This window comes from Spirosoma sp. KNUC1025, from assembly GCF_045160025.1.
Taxonomy (GTDB): domain Bacteria; phylum Bacteroidota; class Bacteroidia; order Cytophagales; family Spirosomataceae; genus Spirosoma.
Genome location: NZ_CP087139.1, coordinates 198,975 through 216,366 on the forward strand (window position 1 = coordinate 198,975; position 17,392 = coordinate 216,366).

The following is a 17,392-nucleotide window of genomic DNA, read 5'->3' on the forward strand; positions in this document are numbered from 1 at the left end:
TTGTATCAGGTTTCTACCAAACGTACCACGACAACCGTTTACGGCATGAAAGGGCTTCTTTCTTTCTTTTGTTTGCTAGTGCTTTATTCATGCGGCAGCAAAAAGCAATCAACTCCGGGCAAACCAGCCGACCCGGTCGCTACCAATGTAGACAGCAACCCGGCTCCCGTCTTTGAGAAAATGTCGGAAAAAGCGATGGCTACGGACAAAGCGGTGGAAGGTGCCGGTACGTGGCATTATTCAAAAACAGTTGATAAAGAAGGACGTACCGTTTATAAAGCATCCCTTGTTTCCCCTACCCTGCTCGAATTTGAGTTTCCCTACGCTGGTGGTTCAGTGGCTACGCTAACCGTTCGGAAGCGGGAAAGTGACACGCATGTGTACATCCAGGTGTCGAAAGGCCAGTTTAACCGCAGTTATCAGGATGGAAGAGCCCGCGTTCGTTTCGACGGAAATCCGCCGACTGACTATTCATTTTCGGCGGCCGAAAATGGAAGTGCCAATGTCATTTTTTTCGACTCCGAACAAGCCCTCCTCAACCAAATGAAAGCCGCCCGAAAAATGGTTGTCGATATTGAGTTTGCCGGTCAGGGCAAACGCCAGATTGAATTCCGAACGGCTGGCTTAACCTGGAATCATTAAACTGGCAACGATCCAATACACCCAACCCACCAGGCCGCGTCTACTAGCCGTTACGTGCCAACAGCCAACCCAGACCCATCATGTTACAGACAAAATTTTGGTCCATTGCGGCCAGTTTACTCCTGGCATCCAGCCCATTTTGTGCTCAGGCTCAGCCGTCACCCCTTGTTCGGGTAAACGTAGCACAACCCGTTGCCGATATCCAGCCGACGATGTGGGGCGTATTTTTCGAAGACATCAACTTCGGCGCCGATGGAGGTATTTATGCTGAGCTGGTCAAAAATCGCTCGTTTGAGTTTTTCAAACCGCTCATGGGCTGGAAAGTCGACGGAAAGAAACGTACGGAAGGGGACGTACTGATACAGAATCGGCAGGAGAAAAGTACGAGCAATCCACGCTACGTGCGGATAACGACCAGCAATGCCGGTCAGGGCGATCTGAGCATGACCAACGAAGGCTTCCGGGGCATGGGCATCAAGCCCGGACTACGTTACGATTTTTCGGTATTGTACCGGGTGCAGTCTGGCAATATCAAACTTCACGTCGACTTACTCAACGCTAAAGACGAGGTGATCGGCTCCGGCCTGCTAACACCCCAACAGTCGGATAAGAGCTGGCATAAGCAACAGATCAGCTTCAAATCGACAGCAGGCGAATCCAAAGCTACGTTACGGCTGTGGTTTGAAGGTACGGGCATGGTCGACCTGGATATGATTTCGCTCTTTCCTGAAGATACCTGGAAGGGCCGCCCAGGTGGGATGCGGGCCGATATGATTCAGATGCTGGCCGATATGAAACCAGGCTTTGTGCGGTTTCCGGGCGGCTGCATTGTAGAAGGCTACGATCTCGACCAGCGTTATCAATGGAAAAAAACGCTCGGCCCCGCCGAAGATCGCCAGTTGATTATTAACCGCTGGAATTTTGAGTTTGGCCATCGTCCGGCTCCCGACTACTTCCAGACCTTTGGGCTGGGTTTCCTGGAATATTTTCAACTCTGCGAAGACATTGGTGCCGAGCCATTGCCGATTTTAAACTGCGGCATGGCCTGCCAGTTCAATACCGCCGAACTGGTACCCATGGACCAGTTGGACCCGTACGTACAGGATGCTATTGACCTGATTGAATTTGCCAATGGCGACGGATCGACCAAATGGGGCAAAGTGCGGGCCGACCTTGGCCATCCGAAACCTTTCAACCTCAAATTTCTGGGTGTCGGTAACGAAAACTGGGGACCTCAGTACGTGGAACGACTGGCCGTTTTCCAGAAAGCCATCAAAGAAAAATACCCGGCCATGCGGCTGGTTTGCAGCTCAGGAACCGACCCCAACGGCGACCGATTCGATTACCTGAACGGCAAACTGCGCGAGATGAAGGCCGATCTGATCGACGAGCACTATTACCGTCGGCCTGAGTGGTTTTTACAGAATGTAAATCGATATGACAGCTATCCGCGAACCGGCTCGAAAGTATTTGCGGGCGAATGGGCAGCCCAAAGCGACAAAACGGTCAGCGTGAACAACAAGAATAACTGGCAGTGTGCGCTGTCGGAAGCGGCTTTTATGACGGGCCTCGAACGTAACGCGGCTGTAGTGAACATGGCTTCCTATGCCCCTCTCTTTGCCCACGCTGACGGCTGGCAATGGACGCCTGATCTGATCTGGGTCGATAATCTGCGGGTTTACGGAACACCTAATTATTACGTCCAGAAGCTGTATTCACTCAACAAAGGCACAAACGTATTGAGCCTGACGCAGGGAAATGAGCCGCTGGCCGGGCAGGATAGCTTATATGCCTCGGCGGCCTGGGACAAAGCCACGAATGACGTTATTCTGAAAATAGCGAACGTATCGGATAAAGCACAGGCTCGTACGTTCCAGCTCGACGGCGCAAAAAAACTGGCTCCCACGGGCCGCCTGACCCTGCTTAAAAACAATACGCTTGATGCGGTAAACTCGTTCGAAAACGCAACGAATGTCAGTCCGGTTGACCAGCAAATTCCGGTCGATGTGAAGAAGAAAACAATCTCTTTGACCTTAGCGCCCCGGTCATTCTCAGTGGTACGGGTCAAGGTCTTGTGAAACAGTAGATTCATTTCGCGAAAAGAGGGTCCCGTCCGCTTCCTGAAGATACGGACTTTGATGGCGTCGATTACCGGGTATACCACGGGCACGACGCCATCAATACCAATATTTAACGTAGCATGGTCGTCTATTCCAGCTTAATGGGCGGCCCAACTACCTGCATCTGGTTAGCACTAAACGTAGCCGCAATTTCTTCTTTCGAGGGCTCATGATCCATGCCCGACATGGTAACAAAGAAATTTTCCAGCTTACCCGCTGGTTGCAGGATCACGATCATTTTACCTGTTTCAGCCACCTGCGTCCAGGCATGGGGTACTTTTCGGGGCAGAAAAATACTGTCGCCAACTTTTAGCTGAAATCTTTCATCGCCAACCTGAAAGACGTAGGCTCCTTCCAGCACGTAAAAGACTTCATCCTGCGACGGATGTACGTGTAAAGGTGTGCCGCGACCCTGCGATAACGAGGTCTGCTCAAATATTGCCAGATCGCCCTCGGTATCGCTACCCGAAATTTTCACATCCAGTACGTTGGCATTTACCCCTTTGAGTTTGATATGCCCGTGGAGCCGGCCCTCGCCCGCACTCGCCTTAAATCCTTTGGTCCGCTGGACCGTTTTTCTGATACCCGCAAAGGCAGGCAGAGCTGCCAGGCTTAAAATACCTGCGATAAATCGGTTTCTGTTCATCGGTTTAACAGGATGGTGAATACATTGCTTTTTCAGGCAAAATTGCCCTAACCGATAGCCAAAAAATAGAATAGAATTAAGGTCGCGGTAGCGCTTAACCCATACGTTTACGAAAGGCCAGCGGGGTGAAGCCCGTATGTTTTTTAAAAATGCGAATGAAATGGCTTTGGTCTGAAAAGCCACAGGCATAGGCCAGTGAGGTGAGCGAAACCGGCTGCCTCATCATCAATTGTTCCGTTGCTTTCTCAATTTTTATCTTCCGCACGTACTCACTCAGGGTACACTGGAAAAGTTTAGAAAACTGCTGACAGAGGTATACAGGATGCAGCTGAAGCTGGGCAGCAATATCAGTCAGGCTAAGGTTCTGGTCATACTGAGCATACAGCAGTTCCTTTATGTGCTGATGCCAGACTGGCTTCCGCTCGCTGTAGTCTTTCAACCGAAGCATTTTGCTGAAGGCCGTCACAATCAGGCTTTCTGTACCGAGCTGCTTTTCAGTAGCGCTATGGGCTGTTTCGGCCAACAGCCGCGCAAAGATGATTTTAAGATCAGGCGAATGTAATTCCAGCAAGCCTTCAGGTCTGGCTTTGCGCAGGTCAAGTCGATCAAACCAGCTAGCTTCAATGTCTACATGCAGAGCTGATACGTAAGGAGAATACCGGCTATTGCAATGCGGTTCCTGACTATGATGGTACGTCAGCGAACCGGCACTCAGCGCCAGTTCATTTCGTTTATAGGTTTCAATCAGCGTACCGCTGGTTGTATAGGCAAAATAAGCATTTTCGTGGTAATGCCAGGGACAGCTGCGCAGGTTGTGATAAGCAGACCGCACAATGGTCAGTCCATTCACAGCCGTTGCATTTTTCGACACGCCAAAAAATGTTCCCCTTGCCAGATTATCCATACTAACTATCTGATAATAGCTAACTTACATAATCTGACGATGAAAGCGGTCAGGCTTTTATTTTTCGGTCATTTTTTTTATGAATTAACCCGAATGATACGTACGTTCCATCGGCAGAAACGTTACGTCGACAACCCGTTATAATCAGATTCCAAAGACTTCTGCGGGTGAACAATTAACGGGTCTGCGCCGACCGGGCACTACTGGCTATCAGGAAGCAAAAACCGCTCATAGCCAGTGCGATGAACAAGCTCGTCCATTCTGGCTCAACCTGAGGATTTTTGGCGGTACGTGGCGCATGCAATACGACTACCCAAAGTAAAAACATCAGCCCCAATAAGCCCGTCGACAGAGTACGTAGCCAGTTTATGAGCAAACTAACTGCGGTTGCCAGAAAGGCAACGCCCACAAAATAAGCCCAGAACAAAGGAGCCGGTATCCACGATGGCATTAACGTAGCAATGTAATGAGCATAGATGAAGTGCAGTACACCAAAAATAACCAGTGCCCCCGCAAACAGGCAACGGCCAGCCAGAATCAGCCCGAAGCGACGATTTGATGGAGCTGACCCAGCCTGCGACAGCAATCCTGCGGCAAAAAAAGATCCGCCACTGAACGCCAGCAGTTCGCCAAAAACCGTCCAGGCACCCCCATTCGAGGGATTTTTCAGCAAGGGAGGAACGTGGAGCGATAACGCCAGTAACCCGAAAAGAACCCCTAACCCGAACGCTCCGTAATCAGCTTTCCACGATACGCCCACGCACATTCCAGCCGTTATCAGAACTATTCCCAGCGTAAGCACCATCACGTACCGGCCCGGAAAATGACCTGGTATCGGCAACAGCGCTACGGGAAAATTGCCGGTAATCAGGTGTTCGAGGCCAAGGGATACCATAGCAATAGCTACAAGTATTCGGCCTGGGGTAAACAGCGCATTCATTCGTTCGGCGGTGGTTTTACCCAGCGTATGCGAGCGTTCAGAGGATACCATCAGATGAGTCGTTTGAGTGAAAAGTGGTAAGGAATTAACTGGCCGTGCCGACGAATGATAAGGGAAACGGGTTTACCATCCCCAGCCTGAAGCATCGCCTGAATATCGCCCATAGTTAATGTATCGGCGGGGCTGTTGTTGATGATCAGCAACTCATCGCCAACCTGTAACCCGGCCCGTTCGGCGGGGGACTGGCGAACCAGCTGAGCAATAAAGTAGCGGCTCAAATTGTCGCTTCGCGCCCGAAGCTCAAGTCCGCTCATATCGTGTTCAAAGGGTGCTCGCAGCATCTGCTTTACCGGCTTGAGAATCATATAGCGTTCCGGAAAATTGAACGTTACCCGAAACCGACGTAGCAACTCACAGCCGACATTACCCTGGCGTTGTGGCAGGTTGGTGAGTTTCCGACCAAAATCAGTGCTATCGGGGTAAGAAACCAGTACGTTGTTCAGCAGATACCGACCGATATAAACCATTGGCAATCGACCCATCTGACCATGAATAAACCCTGTAAGCCCCCGCCCCAATGGCACCCGAACGATTTTGCCCGATACGGGCGCAGCCGACCGCTGGTATCGATCCAGCAACAAAGCCTGTCCCGCCCCCGTATCGATTACAAGCCGAAGCGGGAGCGACTGGCTCCCGTTCGAGACCGACAGTGCATTGGTATAGGCTTTATTATCCTGAATAGAAATAGGGTACCGATCTCCTTTGCTACGTCGATAGCGGAAGTGATCAGGCTGGGTCAGCGTAAGCACCTGATGCTGAAAATCGATGGTAACAACCAGATTAGCAAAAAGTTCGTAGCCAATAATCCCATGAATCGGTACGCCCGCATACTCCGATAAATTCAGTACGTCTTCCTGGAGAATAACCAGCGCATGATGATCGGCGCGTAGCGAACCCACCCGGATTGAATTATTGATCGCTACCGAAGCCTCTAGTGTATTTTCTCCACCAACCCCCGCCATGTTCAGCCTACGACTTACCGTGAAATGCTGGAGCTGAAATGCTCTGGCATCTGTAATGATGGTTGGGCCAACCCCGGTATCCACAATAAAGGAAGCGACCTCACGCTCGTTGATGCATACGGGTATAATGATCAGATTCGACCGAAACTGAAACGGAATGTGTACCCGCATCTGACGATTGGTAAAGTAAAATCCATACCGGTTATCCTGAGCCGCAACGGCTTGCCAATCAACGAAAATGACATAGACCAGCACGAATAAACTATGTAATTTCATGGGTGACGGTTGGCCTGGAATACCCCTACTGAGTTCGTTGAAAGCCGATGGCCATACCGGCGGCCAATCGGCTTTCACTCATCTTAGGTTGGCACCTGTAAATATTAGGCAGTCTGGCAAACCCGCCAAATGAATCCGACAAACGCCCGTCGAGCTGTGATAGACGCCTGCTAAGATTGGCCTGCACGGTTTAACCCAGAAAAGCTGTCGTCTGTCGCGGTCTGCCGGTTGTTCGTCGCACGTATGGATCAGGCATTGATCCGACAGGGAAATCAGCGGGTAATTTGTTAATTTTAACACGCTTAATGTCTGCCCCATGCCCCGACTTCAGCCGTCCATTTATCGGGAGATCCTGATTCATACCGTAGCCTGGCTGTGCTATATACTGATGCAGGTGCTGGCACTGGATAAATTCGAGCATCGGTACGTAGCCAACCTGCTGTCGGCTCTCGCCCAGCTACCCGCCCAACTGCTGTTTACCTACGTTACGCTGTACTGGCTCATCCCGACCTATTTGCTGACTGGCCGCTACGTTCCGTTTAGTTTACTGACGCTGGCTGCCCTACTGCTCTGTGGAGTTTTGTACTGGGAGGGGTCTTATTACCTGTACCTCGTACCGTTTGAGCCCGACCGGTTAGCCAACGAAAGTCCCTGGGATTTGGGCCGTTTGTTTTTGTGCGCCTTTTATCTGCTTTGTACCAGCAGTATTCTGATTGGCTTTCACATGATTCGCTATGGCTTTCGTCAGCAGCAGCTCAACCAGCAGTTGATTATTGCCAACCAGCGTATCGAACTAAAGTCATTGAAGGATCAGATCAATCCTCACTTTCTGTTCAACACGCTCAACAACCTCTATGGGCTGACCCGCCAAGACTCCCAGAAAGCGGGGGAAGTGGTGATGCGACTGGCTCAGTTGATGCAATACATGCTCTATGAAGGCAACATGGCCCAGGTTCCCCTCCGGAAAGAGATTGATTATTTGCAGAATTACCTGGCGCTGGAGCGCATTCGGTACGGCGACCGACTCCACCTGTCGCTGCAAATAAATGGGCCTACAGACCAGCTCGTTATCGCTCCGCTCATTCTGCTGCCTTTTGTCGAGAATGCGTTCAAACACGGTGTGAGCCGCCAACTGGATGAAGCCTGGCTCCAGATTCAACTGACGGTAGGCTCCAGTGAACTGGTTTTTAAAGTAGAAAACAGTAAACCTGAGCTAAGCGATGACAGCTCAGCTACGGGAATAGGTTTACCCAACATTGCCAAACGTCTGGAACTGATCTACCCTGGTCGTCATCAGCTACGGCAACTGAATGGTACGGGTACGTATCTGGTAACGCTCAAACTGGCGTTGATCCATAGTGACTTTATCCCTGCAACGAACTATGAAAATCAGGTGCTTGCTGATCGATGACGAACCGATCGCTCTGGAATTACTGGCCTCGTACGTCCGGCAGGTCGATACCCTGGAACTGGTAGGTCAGTGTCGTTCGGCGGTAGAGGCCTTTACCCTATTGCCGCACAAACCCGTCGATCTGCTCTTTCTGGATATACAGATGCCGCAACTCTCGGGTCTGGATCTACTGCGAACACTGACGAATCCACCTAAAACCATTCTGACAACGGCCTACCGGGAGTACGCCCTGGATGGCTATGAGCTGGATGTGCTGGACTACCTCATCAAGCCGATCCCGTTCGACCGCTTCATGAAAGCCGTTGGAAAGGTATTTGCCCACAAACTGACTATTGCGCCTGCTCAACCGGTCGCGCATGAAGAACCGTTTGTGTTTATCAAGGAAGACCGCCAGTTGATACGGGTTGCACTGGGAGATATTATCTGGCTGGAGAGTCTGCGCGACTATGTAAAGATCACTACGGCCAGCCAGCAGATAATTACCCGGCAAACCCTGGGCTATTACGAAGAACTGCTACCCGGCGAACAATTTCTACGTATTCACCGCTCGTTCATTGTCGCCAAAGCCAAAATTATTTCGATGACAGAAACGCGAATTTCCGTACCTGGACAAACCCTGCCAATTGGTCGGTATTACAAGCCACTCGTATGGGATCAGTTGCGGGTTCGCGATTTGCTCCGGGTCGTTGGTGAATAAGGATTGACCAGTTGTTGATTACGTACCTGGAAGCTGCGCTACGTAACGTAACCTTCAATATTCGGATTATGTCTCTATATAAGAATTCCGGAGACTATAGCTTACGAATTGAACATTAATCAAGTAAATTTTCAATCAAAGTTTACTTGATTAATGTTTGAGCGAAACTTATTAAATAGCCTCCGGGCAAGCCTGTCTTATTTTCCGGCAGTTGCCGTTTTTAGCTATGTTTGGTAAACGGCTGGTGAAAGCACCAAAAGTATTCATTCGCGACAGTGGGCTAGTTCATCGGCTGGTCGACATCAATGACTACAACGCTCTAGCCGGTAATTTGCTACTGGGCGGCTCCTGGGAAGGCTACGTAGTGCAGCAGATTATTTCACGGCTGACAACTGACGTAACACCGTTTTACTATCGGACACAGAACGGAGCCGCTTTTTTTGTACATGATGACGAGGTCGTGTACAATTCATGTACATGCGGATGATGATATAAGTAATCCGTTTAGTTGGCTGGCGGACCTCTCTACGTTCCTACTTTCTGCTTATTTTTACCGTATGATCTACCTCGACAATAACGCTACCACCCGGCTTGACCCACGCGTATTGGAAGCGATGATGCCCTTCCTGACGGACACCTATGCCAATGCCGCTAGTACACACCCGTTTGGTGTATCGGCGCACGAAACGGTAAAAACTGCCCGGCAGCAATTAGCTGATTTGTTAGGGTGCGAAGTGCATGAATTAATTTTCACGTCCGGAGCTACAGAAGCCATTGACCTAGTAAAGGTGTGTATGCTCTTTTAGATCAGCTAACGATACGTCAATACGTCCCTTTTCAGATAGATAATTAACCTCAACCGCAACAATAGCCGGAATGATTATGCTACTAAGTCCAATGTCTGCTGACTGAAAAATTTGCTTGACAGAAGGGGATAGTCTGCGCTTACTCAAATACGACACAATAGCCATCGTATCACTTACGTGTTGATTCATTCTTTAGGAAATTGCTGATCAAAATCCTTGAATTCATCTTCCAGATGCTGACGCTCATGCGTATCCAGCAACTGCAATTCCCGTTGAATCTCTTCCAAATCGTATGGCTTTTGTTCCATGGCCCGACGACGAACAAAACGACAAAATCAGCAACCTCATTCAGATAGGACTGCGGTAGGCCTTTGATACCTTCCGTTATAAGCTGTTCCAAATCAATCGGCGTTTTCATAGTCTATCGGCTGATTTACAATAAAAGAAGGGCTACTGCATAAGCACATGGTCTTTGTTATTGGCAAGAAAACGAAATTTTCATCGGCTTTGTCCTTCTAAATTCTTTGACTAGAATGAGAACACTAACAGTAAGTAAAGTTTAGTACGTTGATAAATATTGGCTAGCTTTCATTTATGCCCTACTATTCACCTCTTAAACCGCTCTCGCATGTGCCACCGAAAACTCTCCATTTTTGGATAATGCATTTCCCCGAATGGCAGACGTAATGGCTGACCGTGAAACTGTTTTAGATTATAAGGACTCGCCACGTTGTCAGCTAGCGAGGGAGACACTACGACACGAAAACGATCATCTACGCCAATCATACCCCGGTCAAAGGCAGTATGTAGGTTTGGACAGAGAGCAATGCCGTTTGTGACTTTATCGTCGCCTGAAATACTGATCGGGACGATATGACACGCTTCGACCAATGAAGAACCATCTATGGCAATCACTTTCATACCTGAAATGGCACAGGTAAAATCATAAACTTTCGGCACCAATTTCTTAAACAAGCCACCCCGGACAAAGCGAGTTTCTTCATCGTCAGCGGGTAGCAAGGGATCATAAACTGCTTCTTTTTCATTCAACAAATACGTTTCCAAATCCTGCAAATAACTACGGCCAGCGTTTTTGATACGTAAGAACTTGGTTTTGGTTTCGGTGAAATAGCAGTCGAGCAGCGTATTTATGAGATGCAGTCGAGCGTAGTCATTAGCTAGTAAATCGAATAGATTATTCGTGAAATAGCCATAGTTAAGCCGATCACTTAGTGTTTGAACGCTACGGATATACGTATTAAGCAACTCCCCAGTCTTAGTTTTTAGAAACCAGAAGCCATCACTCTGCAGGTAGAAAAACGGTTGTGTAAAGTCGTCTTTGTGAGCTGTTTTGACTAGCAACGAGAAGTTTTCTTTAAACGTAGCGACCAATTCGGGGGTAACTGTTACATGGTTGTCAGTAATCAGCTGCTTGTCAATCAATTCGAGGAGCGTAAGCAGGAAAACGGGTTTATGAGGAGCTTTACCATAGGGCGTACTACCCTGTTTAAGTTTGGTAAATTTTCGAGTGTAAATGGCTAGTTGAGCTTGGTCAAACGAGGTAGGCATACTTATAAGAATTACGTACTAAAGCGAATACGGCTTAAATTATATTGCCCCCTTCGCCTTTTTGCCCTATTTTTATTGGTTTACAACTCAATTACCCGAATACAACATAAATGAAAACACAACTCCTCACAGCAGCTCTTCTGCTACCGTTGCTTGTCGTAGCGCAGCCAAAAGCAAAGAAAGCGGCCATACCCGCTGTCGACCCGGATAAAAAAACAATTATTGCCGATCTGGATAAGCGATTCCCTGAATACGCTGGTATCTCGAAGCAGATCTGGGACTTCGCCGAATTGGGTTATCAGGAAGACAAGAGTTCAGTTCTGCTGGAAGAGCAGCTAAAGAAAGAAGGGTTCGACGTGAAAACAGGCGTAGCAGGTATTCCTACAGCGTTTGTCGCTACGTATGGGTCTGGCAAGCCCATCATCGGAATTCTGGGCGAATATGATGCGCTACCCGGCCTGGCTACCGAAGCAAAACCTGAGTTCACACCCATTCAGGGACAAAAAGGGGGACACGGTTGCGGGCATAATCTGTTCGGTACAGCGTCGGTAGCGGCTGCTGTCGAGATAAAAGACTGGCTGAAAAAATCAGGCCATAGCGGAACGGTCAGAATTTATGGCTGCCCGGCGGAAGAAGGTGGCGCGGGTAAGGTATATATGGTGCGCGATGGCCTGTTCAGCGATGTTGATGTGGTATTACACTGGCATCCGGGTGCTCAGAATGCGGCCGATGCCAGTACGTCGCTGGCCAATAAAAATGCGAAATTCCGCTTCAAAGGGATTGCGTCGCACGCGGCTGCAGCACCCGAACGAGGCCGGTCGGCGCTGGATGGTGTGGAAGCCATGGATTATATGGTCAACATGATGCGCGAACACATTCCGTCCGATACGCGAATTCATTACGTCATTACACGCGGTGGTGAAGCGCCAAACGTAGTACCGGCTTTTGCCGAAGTGTATTATTACGCCCGTCATAAAGACCGCGACGTCCTGCAAAGTGTCTGGAAACGGATTGAAAATGCCGCTGAAGGAGCCGCCAAAGGAACAGGTACGCAGGTCGAATGGGAAGTACTGGGCGGAGTTTACAACCTGCTTCCGAACGTAACGCTGGCAGAAGTTATGCACCAGAATCTGCAAACTGTGGGCGGTATTACGTACACGGCGGAAGAAACTGACTTCGCCAATAAGATCAGCCAGACCTTCACAGGTCCTAAAGTACCTATTGAGAGTGCTGCCAAAGTAAACGATTTCCGTACGGCCTCCGAGACCACCACAAGCAGCGCATCAACCGACGTCGGCGATGTAAGCTGGGTGGTACCGACGGTTGGTTTGTCGACTGCTACGTGGGTACCGGGCTCGTCGGCACATAGCTGGCAATCAACGGCTGCCAGTGGTATGAGTATCGGCCAGAAAGGGATGCTTGTTGCAGCTAAAACACTGGCTATGACGGCATTGGATTTATACAAAACACCCGCACTTATTGAGAAAGCCCGCGCCGAATGGGTTCAGAAACGGGGAGCAGATTTTAAATACGAAGCCCTGTTGGGTAACCGAAAACCCGCACTGGATTATCGGAAGTAATTAATTTACCCCCGTTCCTTCACGGCAAAGGCATTTGGTTGTAGCGCCCTTACCCCCCGCCCCTGAAGGGGAAAAATCCACTTCGGAGCACTCGCCCTTCAGGGGGCGGGGGGTAAACTAACACGTAACAGCTCTGTCTTTCAGCAGATTTCAGGGTAAGTTGTTTCCAGTAGATCACTTCTAGGCGACTAATAGATACGCCTATTTAGTCCTCTTAACTGGAATCAAGCTCATGAAAAAGTTCGCGTTTTTGGTTCACCTTCGCAGTAGCTACCGAAAAGATCTCCAGGTACTAGCCCCGCCCCTCGGCTGGATTCCAGATGCTGTCTACCGGTTTGCGTTACGTAACCGTCCGCTGGCTCCTTTTGTCTGGAGCGACGTAACGCTCACTCCCGACGCTACCGAACCTGAGGGATACATCATCATGCTGCCTTATACGGGTCGGCAACTGCTTGAACAACAGAAAGCAATGCTGCCCCGCATACAGGAAGCGCTGGCGCTGGCGGCTTCTAAAGGGGCTGAACTAATGGGTCTTGGCGCACTCACATCGCCAATTACAATAGGCGGGAAGCTGGTATCCAACAACCCATACCTATCGGTTACGAATGGAAACGCTTATACCGCCGTCATCACCTGGCAACGGATCGCCCAACTGATTCGGGAGTGTCATAACCCCAGGCCGGTTGTCGCTTTGGTTGGTGCTACGGGTAGTGTGGGTACGCTGGTTGGTACATTACTGGCAAAACACCAGCCAGAAGCGAAGTATTTGCTACTGGCCCGGAATGCACACCGACTATATCGTTTGGCAGCCGACATGCGGGCTATAAATTCCTCAGTTCAGACAGAAGTGTACCAACAGTTGGATGCCATCAGACAGGCCGATATTGTGGTTCTGCTGACTAGTGCAGCCGACAGCATTCTTCAGCCGCATCACCTTAAAATGGGGGCGGTCGTGCTCGATGATACGCAGCCTCGCAACACCCATCCCTCGCTGCTACGTAAACGCCCCGACGTAACGGTTATTGACGGCGGGCTGGTTACTGTGCCGCACCTCCGTTGCCACCAGCGCCATGTTGGACTACCCGCGGGTGTTTCCTACGCCTGCCTGGCCGAGACCATGCTTCTGGCACAAGCGCACTACCAGGGCGATTTTAGCATAGGCAACCCCACACTTGAGCAGGCTGAATACATCCATACGGTAGCCCATCGGTTTTCGCATCTGGGTTTTGACATAGCCCCCGACCATAGTTTCGGTAAGCCTATTTTCCGAAGAGCTATTGTTGCCCGCGAACAAAAACCTGTTCAACAGCTTAACTTCGTACCTATCACTGTTCCGTCGTATGGAAGCTGTTAAACAGGTCGTTCTGCTCGGAGGAGGTTACGTGTCCATCTGGGCGTATCGTTCGCTGGTTCGTCGGCTACGCTCGGAAATCGATCTCGGAACGATACGTATTGCAGTCGTTTGTCCGCATATGAATCATGCCTTCCACGGCTGGACGGGCGAGTGCCTGACAGGCATTGTCCAGAATAAGAATCGGTTAAGCTCATTAGCCGACCTGTTGCCAAAAGCGCTTATAGTGCGGGGGTATGCCGAAGCGATAGACACTACCGCTCAGAGCGTATCGGTACGGCTGACCGACGGTAATCAACAGGTTATTCTGTACGATCATCTGCTTGTGGGGATCGGTTCGGTTGACAGCGACACAATAACGGGGATTCAAACGTATGGGTATCAGGTAAAATCGCCGGAAGGATTTTTGCGGACCCAACAAACGCTTCAACGGCTTGTTCAGCAGGCGGCTCATGCCGACGTTGCCACAGCCCGTCGACTTCTGCGCTTCACCGTGGCGGGTGGTGGTTTTGCCGGGGTTGAACTGGTGACAAATCTGGCCGAGTATATACGGTTGCTCAAAAAACAGTACCCTGTTCTACAAACAATAACGCCCCAAATCCGACTTGTCAACAGCCGGGAACAGATTTTACCATCGCTTCATCCAGCGTTTAAACGGCTGATCCGGTACACCGAAAAAACGATGCGTCAATACGAAATTGACGTAATCAACAACGTTCGGGTCGTCAACGTAACGGAACACGGAGCTTACCTAAGCGACGGCAGACTATTGGAGAGTAGTATGGTTATCTCAACCATTGGACAGAGTCGGGTCGTGCTGAACGGGACCGAACAGATGGCACGTGACCATCTGCAACGGCTCTGCACTAATCCCTACCAGCAAATAAATGGACTGTCAACTCTCTGGGGCGGTGGCGATAGCTGCCACGTACCGCATTTCCAGACTGGAGAGGCTTGCCCGGCCAACGCCTTGTGGGCCATCAAACACGGCGAGTACGCAGGGCGAAATATAGCCCGTACCCTGCACGGTAAAGCCCTGAAGCCGTTTACTTACAAAGGATTAGGCCAGGCGGCCAGCTTAGGACTAGGCAAAGGAATTTCCGAATTATACGGTTTTCAATTCACTGGATTGCTCTCCTGGGTGACCCGCTGGTTGTTCTTTCATTATTTTATGCCTTCTCGTAAACTGATGCTCAAAACAATGGGCGACTGGCTCTTTTTAGCCTTCCGGCGTCAACGTAAAGGCTCGTGGACAGATCATCAAGACATTCATTCCGAGCACTTTAGTTTACAACCCGACAACTCTTTATAAAAATCCCCCTCCCCGCTGGACAATAGTCGGTCTTACCTACCTATCCGGTTTGACTAATCGATACGTCATTTTCAGAGCGTTCCGAACCGAAGCCTTTCAACGTAGCACAAAAACTGACCGCTACAATCAAAGAGCGGATTGATCTCAGCTGCCTTGTCCGTTGCGGACTAAGTCTGTACCTTTGCGGCCAATCTCAATGGTTGAATGATTGAGTGATTGAATGATCGAATAGTTGGTATCTACGTTCATTCAATAATTCAATCATTCTACAATTCTATCATTAGAAATGCTCCGAACGCATACTTGCGGGGAACTCCGCCTTACTGACGACAACAAAACCGCTACGCTGACCGGCTGGGTCCAGACGATACGTGATAAGGGTGGTGTGTTGTGGATTGACCTCCGCGACCGCTACGGTATCACGCAGCTCCTACTGGAAGACGGCCAGACGGCACCTGAACTCTTTACGATAGCCCGCTCCCTGGGCCGCGAATACGTCCTGAAAGCTACGGGAACGGTCATCGAACGGAAATCGAAAAACCCGAACCTGCCAACGGGGGATATTGAACTGAAGGTTACGGCCCTGGAAGTGCTGAACCCGGCCAAGTTGCCTCCTTTCCTGATTGAAGATGATACCGACGGGGGCGATGACCTTCGGCTGAAATACCGCTACCTGGACCTGCGCCGAAATCCGGTCCGCCGGAATCTGGAACTACGTCATCGGATGGCGCAACAGACGCGGCTCTATATGGACGGCCAGAATTTTATTGAGGTCGAAACGCCGGTTCTGATTAAATCGACGCCCGAAGGTGCCCGCGATTTTGTGGTGCCAAGTCGGATGAATCCGGGTGAATTCTACGCCCTGCCCCAGTCGCCACAGACTTTTAAGCAATTGCTGATGGTGTCGGGATTTGACCGGTACTATCAGATTGTGAAATGTTTCCGCGATGAAGACCTTCGTGCCGACCGTCAGCCGGAATTTACGCAGATCGACTGCGAGATGTCGTTTGTTGAGCAGGAAGACATCCTGAATATGTTCGAGGGTTTAATCCGGCATCTGTTCAAGGCTGTCAAAGGCATTGATCTGGCCGAAGTGCCCCGCATGACCTATGCAGATGCCATGCGCTTTTATGGTTCCGATAAACCGGATACGCGATTTGGTATGCAGTTCGTCGAGCTGAAAGGTACGTTCGATACGGTAGATATGACATCGGGTAAAGGTTTTGGCGTGTTCGACTCAGCCGAATTGGTAGTGGGCATCAATGCCCCCGGTTGTGCACACTATACCCGTAAACAGCTCGATGAGCTGACAGACTGGATAAAACGGCCCCAGATTGGCGCAAAAGGACTGATTTACGTACGCTACAACGAAGATGGTACGTTGAAATCGTCTGTCGATAAGTTTTACTCAGAAGAAGACCTGAAAAAATGGGCGGCTCATTTCAAAGCGAAACCGGGCGATTTGATGCTCATTATTTCCGGCGAGTGTGCGAAAGCCCGTAAGCAGTTGAACGAACTACGTCTGGAAATGGGTAGCCGGTTAGGCTTGCGCGATCCGAACGTGTTCAGTACGTTGTGGGTACTCGATTTTCCACTGCTCGAATATGGTGAAGACGAAAAGCGCTGGTTTGCCATGCACCATCCCTTTACGTCGCCGAAACCGGAAGATATTCCGTTGCTGGACAGCAATTTAGGGGCCGTTCGCGCCAACGCTTACGATATGGTGATTAATGGCACGGAAGTTGGCGGTGGATCGATCCGGATTTTCAACCGCGAATTGCAGGCCCGCATGTTCAGCATTCTGGGCTTCTCCGACGAAGAAGCCAAATCGCAGTTTGGCTTCCTGATGGATGCCTTTGAGTATGGCGCTCCACCCCACGGCGGTATTGCGTTTGGGTTTGACCGACTGTGTTCGATCTTCGGTGGCGTCGACTCCATCCGGGATTTCATTGCTTTCCCAAAAAATAATTCAGGCCGCGATGTGATGATTGATTCGCCCTCAACGATCAGTCAGGCACAACTCGATGAGTTAAAAATCGCGACGGTCGCGAAATGATTTACGCTGTCTGTGGTGTCTGTAGTCCCCATGGTGTCAGGTTTTCGAACCTGACACCAT

General features: G+C 50.0%; 15 protein-coding genes and 1 pseudogene. 10 read left to right on the top strand and 6 right to left on the bottom strand.

The genetic code is table 11. The annotated features are described in order from the left end of the window. Together LN737_RS00860 and LN737_RS00865 are read left to right on the top strand one after the other, a co-directional pair. On the top strand, positions 1 to 642 hold the full coding sequence (locus LN737_RS00860; RefSeq protein WP_405515373.1) for a hypothetical protein: 642 nt from the start codon (positions 1 to 3) through the stop codon (positions 640 to 642). Between the two features lie 80 nt (positions 643 to 722). Beyond that, positions 723 to 2,720 (top strand): alpha-L-arabinofuranosidase C-terminal domain-containing protein, encoded by a 1,998-nt coding sequence (locus LN737_RS00865; protein ID WP_405515375.1) that lies wholly within the window; start codon positions 723 to 725, stop codon positions 2,718 to 2,720. A 130-nt stretch (positions 2,721 to 2,850) separates the two neighbouring features. Here LN737_RS00865 and LN737_RS00870 read toward each other — a convergent pair whose 3' ends face one another. The 4 genes from LN737_RS00870 to LN737_RS00885 form a co-directional block, all read right to left on the bottom strand. Then, a complete protein-coding gene (locus tag LN737_RS00870; RefSeq protein ID WP_405515377.1) occupies positions 2,851 to 3,408 on the bottom strand; it encodes a cupin domain-containing protein in 558 nt (185 codons plus the stop codon). A 94-nt stretch (positions 3,409 to 3,502) separates the two neighbouring features. After that, on the bottom strand, positions 3,503 to 4,312 hold the full coding sequence (locus LN737_RS00875) for a helix-turn-helix transcriptional regulator (RefSeq protein WP_405515379.1): 810 nt from the start codon (positions 4,310 to 4,312) through the stop codon (positions 3,503 to 3,505). Positions 4,313 to 4,487: 175 nt separating this feature from the next. Further along, on the bottom strand, positions 4,488 to 5,303 hold the full coding sequence (locus LN737_RS00880) for a hypothetical protein (RefSeq protein WP_405515381.1): 816 nt from the start codon (positions 5,301 to 5,303) through the stop codon (positions 4,488 to 4,490). Further along, positions 5,303 to 6,550 carry an aspartyl protease family protein gene (locus tag LN737_RS00885; RefSeq protein WP_405515383.1) on the bottom strand — a complete coding sequence of 416 codons (1,248 nt, stop codon included), beginning with the start codon at positions 6,548 to 6,550 and terminating at the stop codon, positions 5,303 to 5,305. The genes LN737_RS00880 and LN737_RS00885 overlap by 1 nt, the downstream gene beginning before the upstream one ends. Positions 6,551 to 6,866: 316 nt before the next feature. Between LN737_RS00885 and LN737_RS00890 the strand changes: the two genes are divergently transcribed. From LN737_RS00890 to LN737_RS00905, 4 genes and pseudogenes are all read left to right on the top strand, one after another. Continuing rightward, positions 6,867 to 7,961, top strand: a complete 1,095-nt coding sequence (locus LN737_RS00890; protein WP_405515385.1) for a sensor histidine kinase — start codon at positions 6,867 to 6,869, stop codon at positions 7,959 to 7,961. Continuing rightward, complete coding sequence (locus LN737_RS00895) at positions 7,933 to 8,658, top strand: LytTR family DNA-binding domain-containing protein (RefSeq protein ID WP_405515387.1); 726 nt, start codon at positions 7,933 to 7,935, stop codon at positions 8,656 to 8,658. The genes LN737_RS00890 and LN737_RS00895 overlap by 29 nt, the downstream gene beginning before the upstream one ends. Before the next feature lie 199 nt (positions 8,659 to 8,857). Next, entirely contained in the window at positions 8,858 to 9,145 is a 288-nt protein-coding gene (locus LN737_RS00900; RefSeq protein WP_405520264.1) for a DUF4143 domain-containing protein, read from the top strand. Positions 9,146 to 9,215: 70 nt separating this feature from the next. Then, positions 9,216 to 9,440 (top strand): annotated as a pseudogene (locus tag LN737_RS00905) (aminotransferase class V-fold PLP-dependent enzyme); the annotation flags it as partial. A gap of 209 nt (positions 9,441 to 9,649) precedes the next feature. On the opposite strand, the gene LN737_RS00910 reads toward LN737_RS00905, so the two are convergent. Both LN737_RS00910 and LN737_RS00915 read right to left on the bottom strand, forming a co-directional pair. Further along, entirely contained in the window at positions 9,650 to 9,772 is a 123-nt protein-coding gene (locus LN737_RS00910; protein WP_405515388.1) for a hypothetical protein, read from the bottom strand. Between the two features lie 298 nt (positions 9,773 to 10,070). After that, positions 10,071 to 11,033 carry an HNH endonuclease gene (locus tag LN737_RS00915; RefSeq protein ID WP_405515390.1) on the bottom strand — a complete coding sequence of 321 codons (963 nt, stop codon included), beginning with the start codon at positions 11,031 to 11,033 and terminating at the stop codon, positions 10,071 to 10,073. Between the two features lie 110 nt (positions 11,034 to 11,143). Between LN737_RS00915 and LN737_RS00920 the strand changes: the two genes are divergently transcribed. The 4 genes from LN737_RS00920 (at position 11,144) to aspS (ending at position 17,332) form a co-directional block, all read left to right on the top strand. Continuing rightward, positions 11,144 to 12,613 carry an amidohydrolase gene (locus LN737_RS00920; protein WP_405515392.1) on the top strand — a complete coding sequence of 490 codons (1,470 nt, stop codon included), beginning with the start codon at positions 11,144 to 11,146 and terminating at the stop codon, positions 12,611 to 12,613. Between the two features lie 232 nt (positions 12,614 to 12,845). Further along, entirely contained in the window at positions 12,846 to 13,967 is a 1,122-nt protein-coding gene (locus LN737_RS00925; RefSeq protein WP_405515394.1) for a shikimate dehydrogenase, read from the top strand. Continuing rightward, complete coding sequence (locus tag LN737_RS00930; RefSeq protein ID WP_405515395.1) at positions 13,954 to 15,276, top strand: NAD(P)/FAD-dependent oxidoreductase; 1,323 nt, start codon at positions 13,954 to 13,956, stop codon at positions 15,274 to 15,276. Before LN737_RS00925 ends, LN737_RS00930 begins: the two co-directional genes overlap by 14 nt. 286 nt (positions 15,277 to 15,562) lie before the next feature. Continuing rightward, positions 15,563 to 17,332 (top strand): aspartate--tRNA ligase, encoded by a 1,770-nt coding sequence (gene aspS / locus LN737_RS00935; RefSeq protein WP_405515397.1) that lies wholly within the window; start codon positions 15,563 to 15,565, stop codon positions 17,330 to 17,332. Positions 17,333 to 17,392 lie beyond the last annotated feature (60 nt).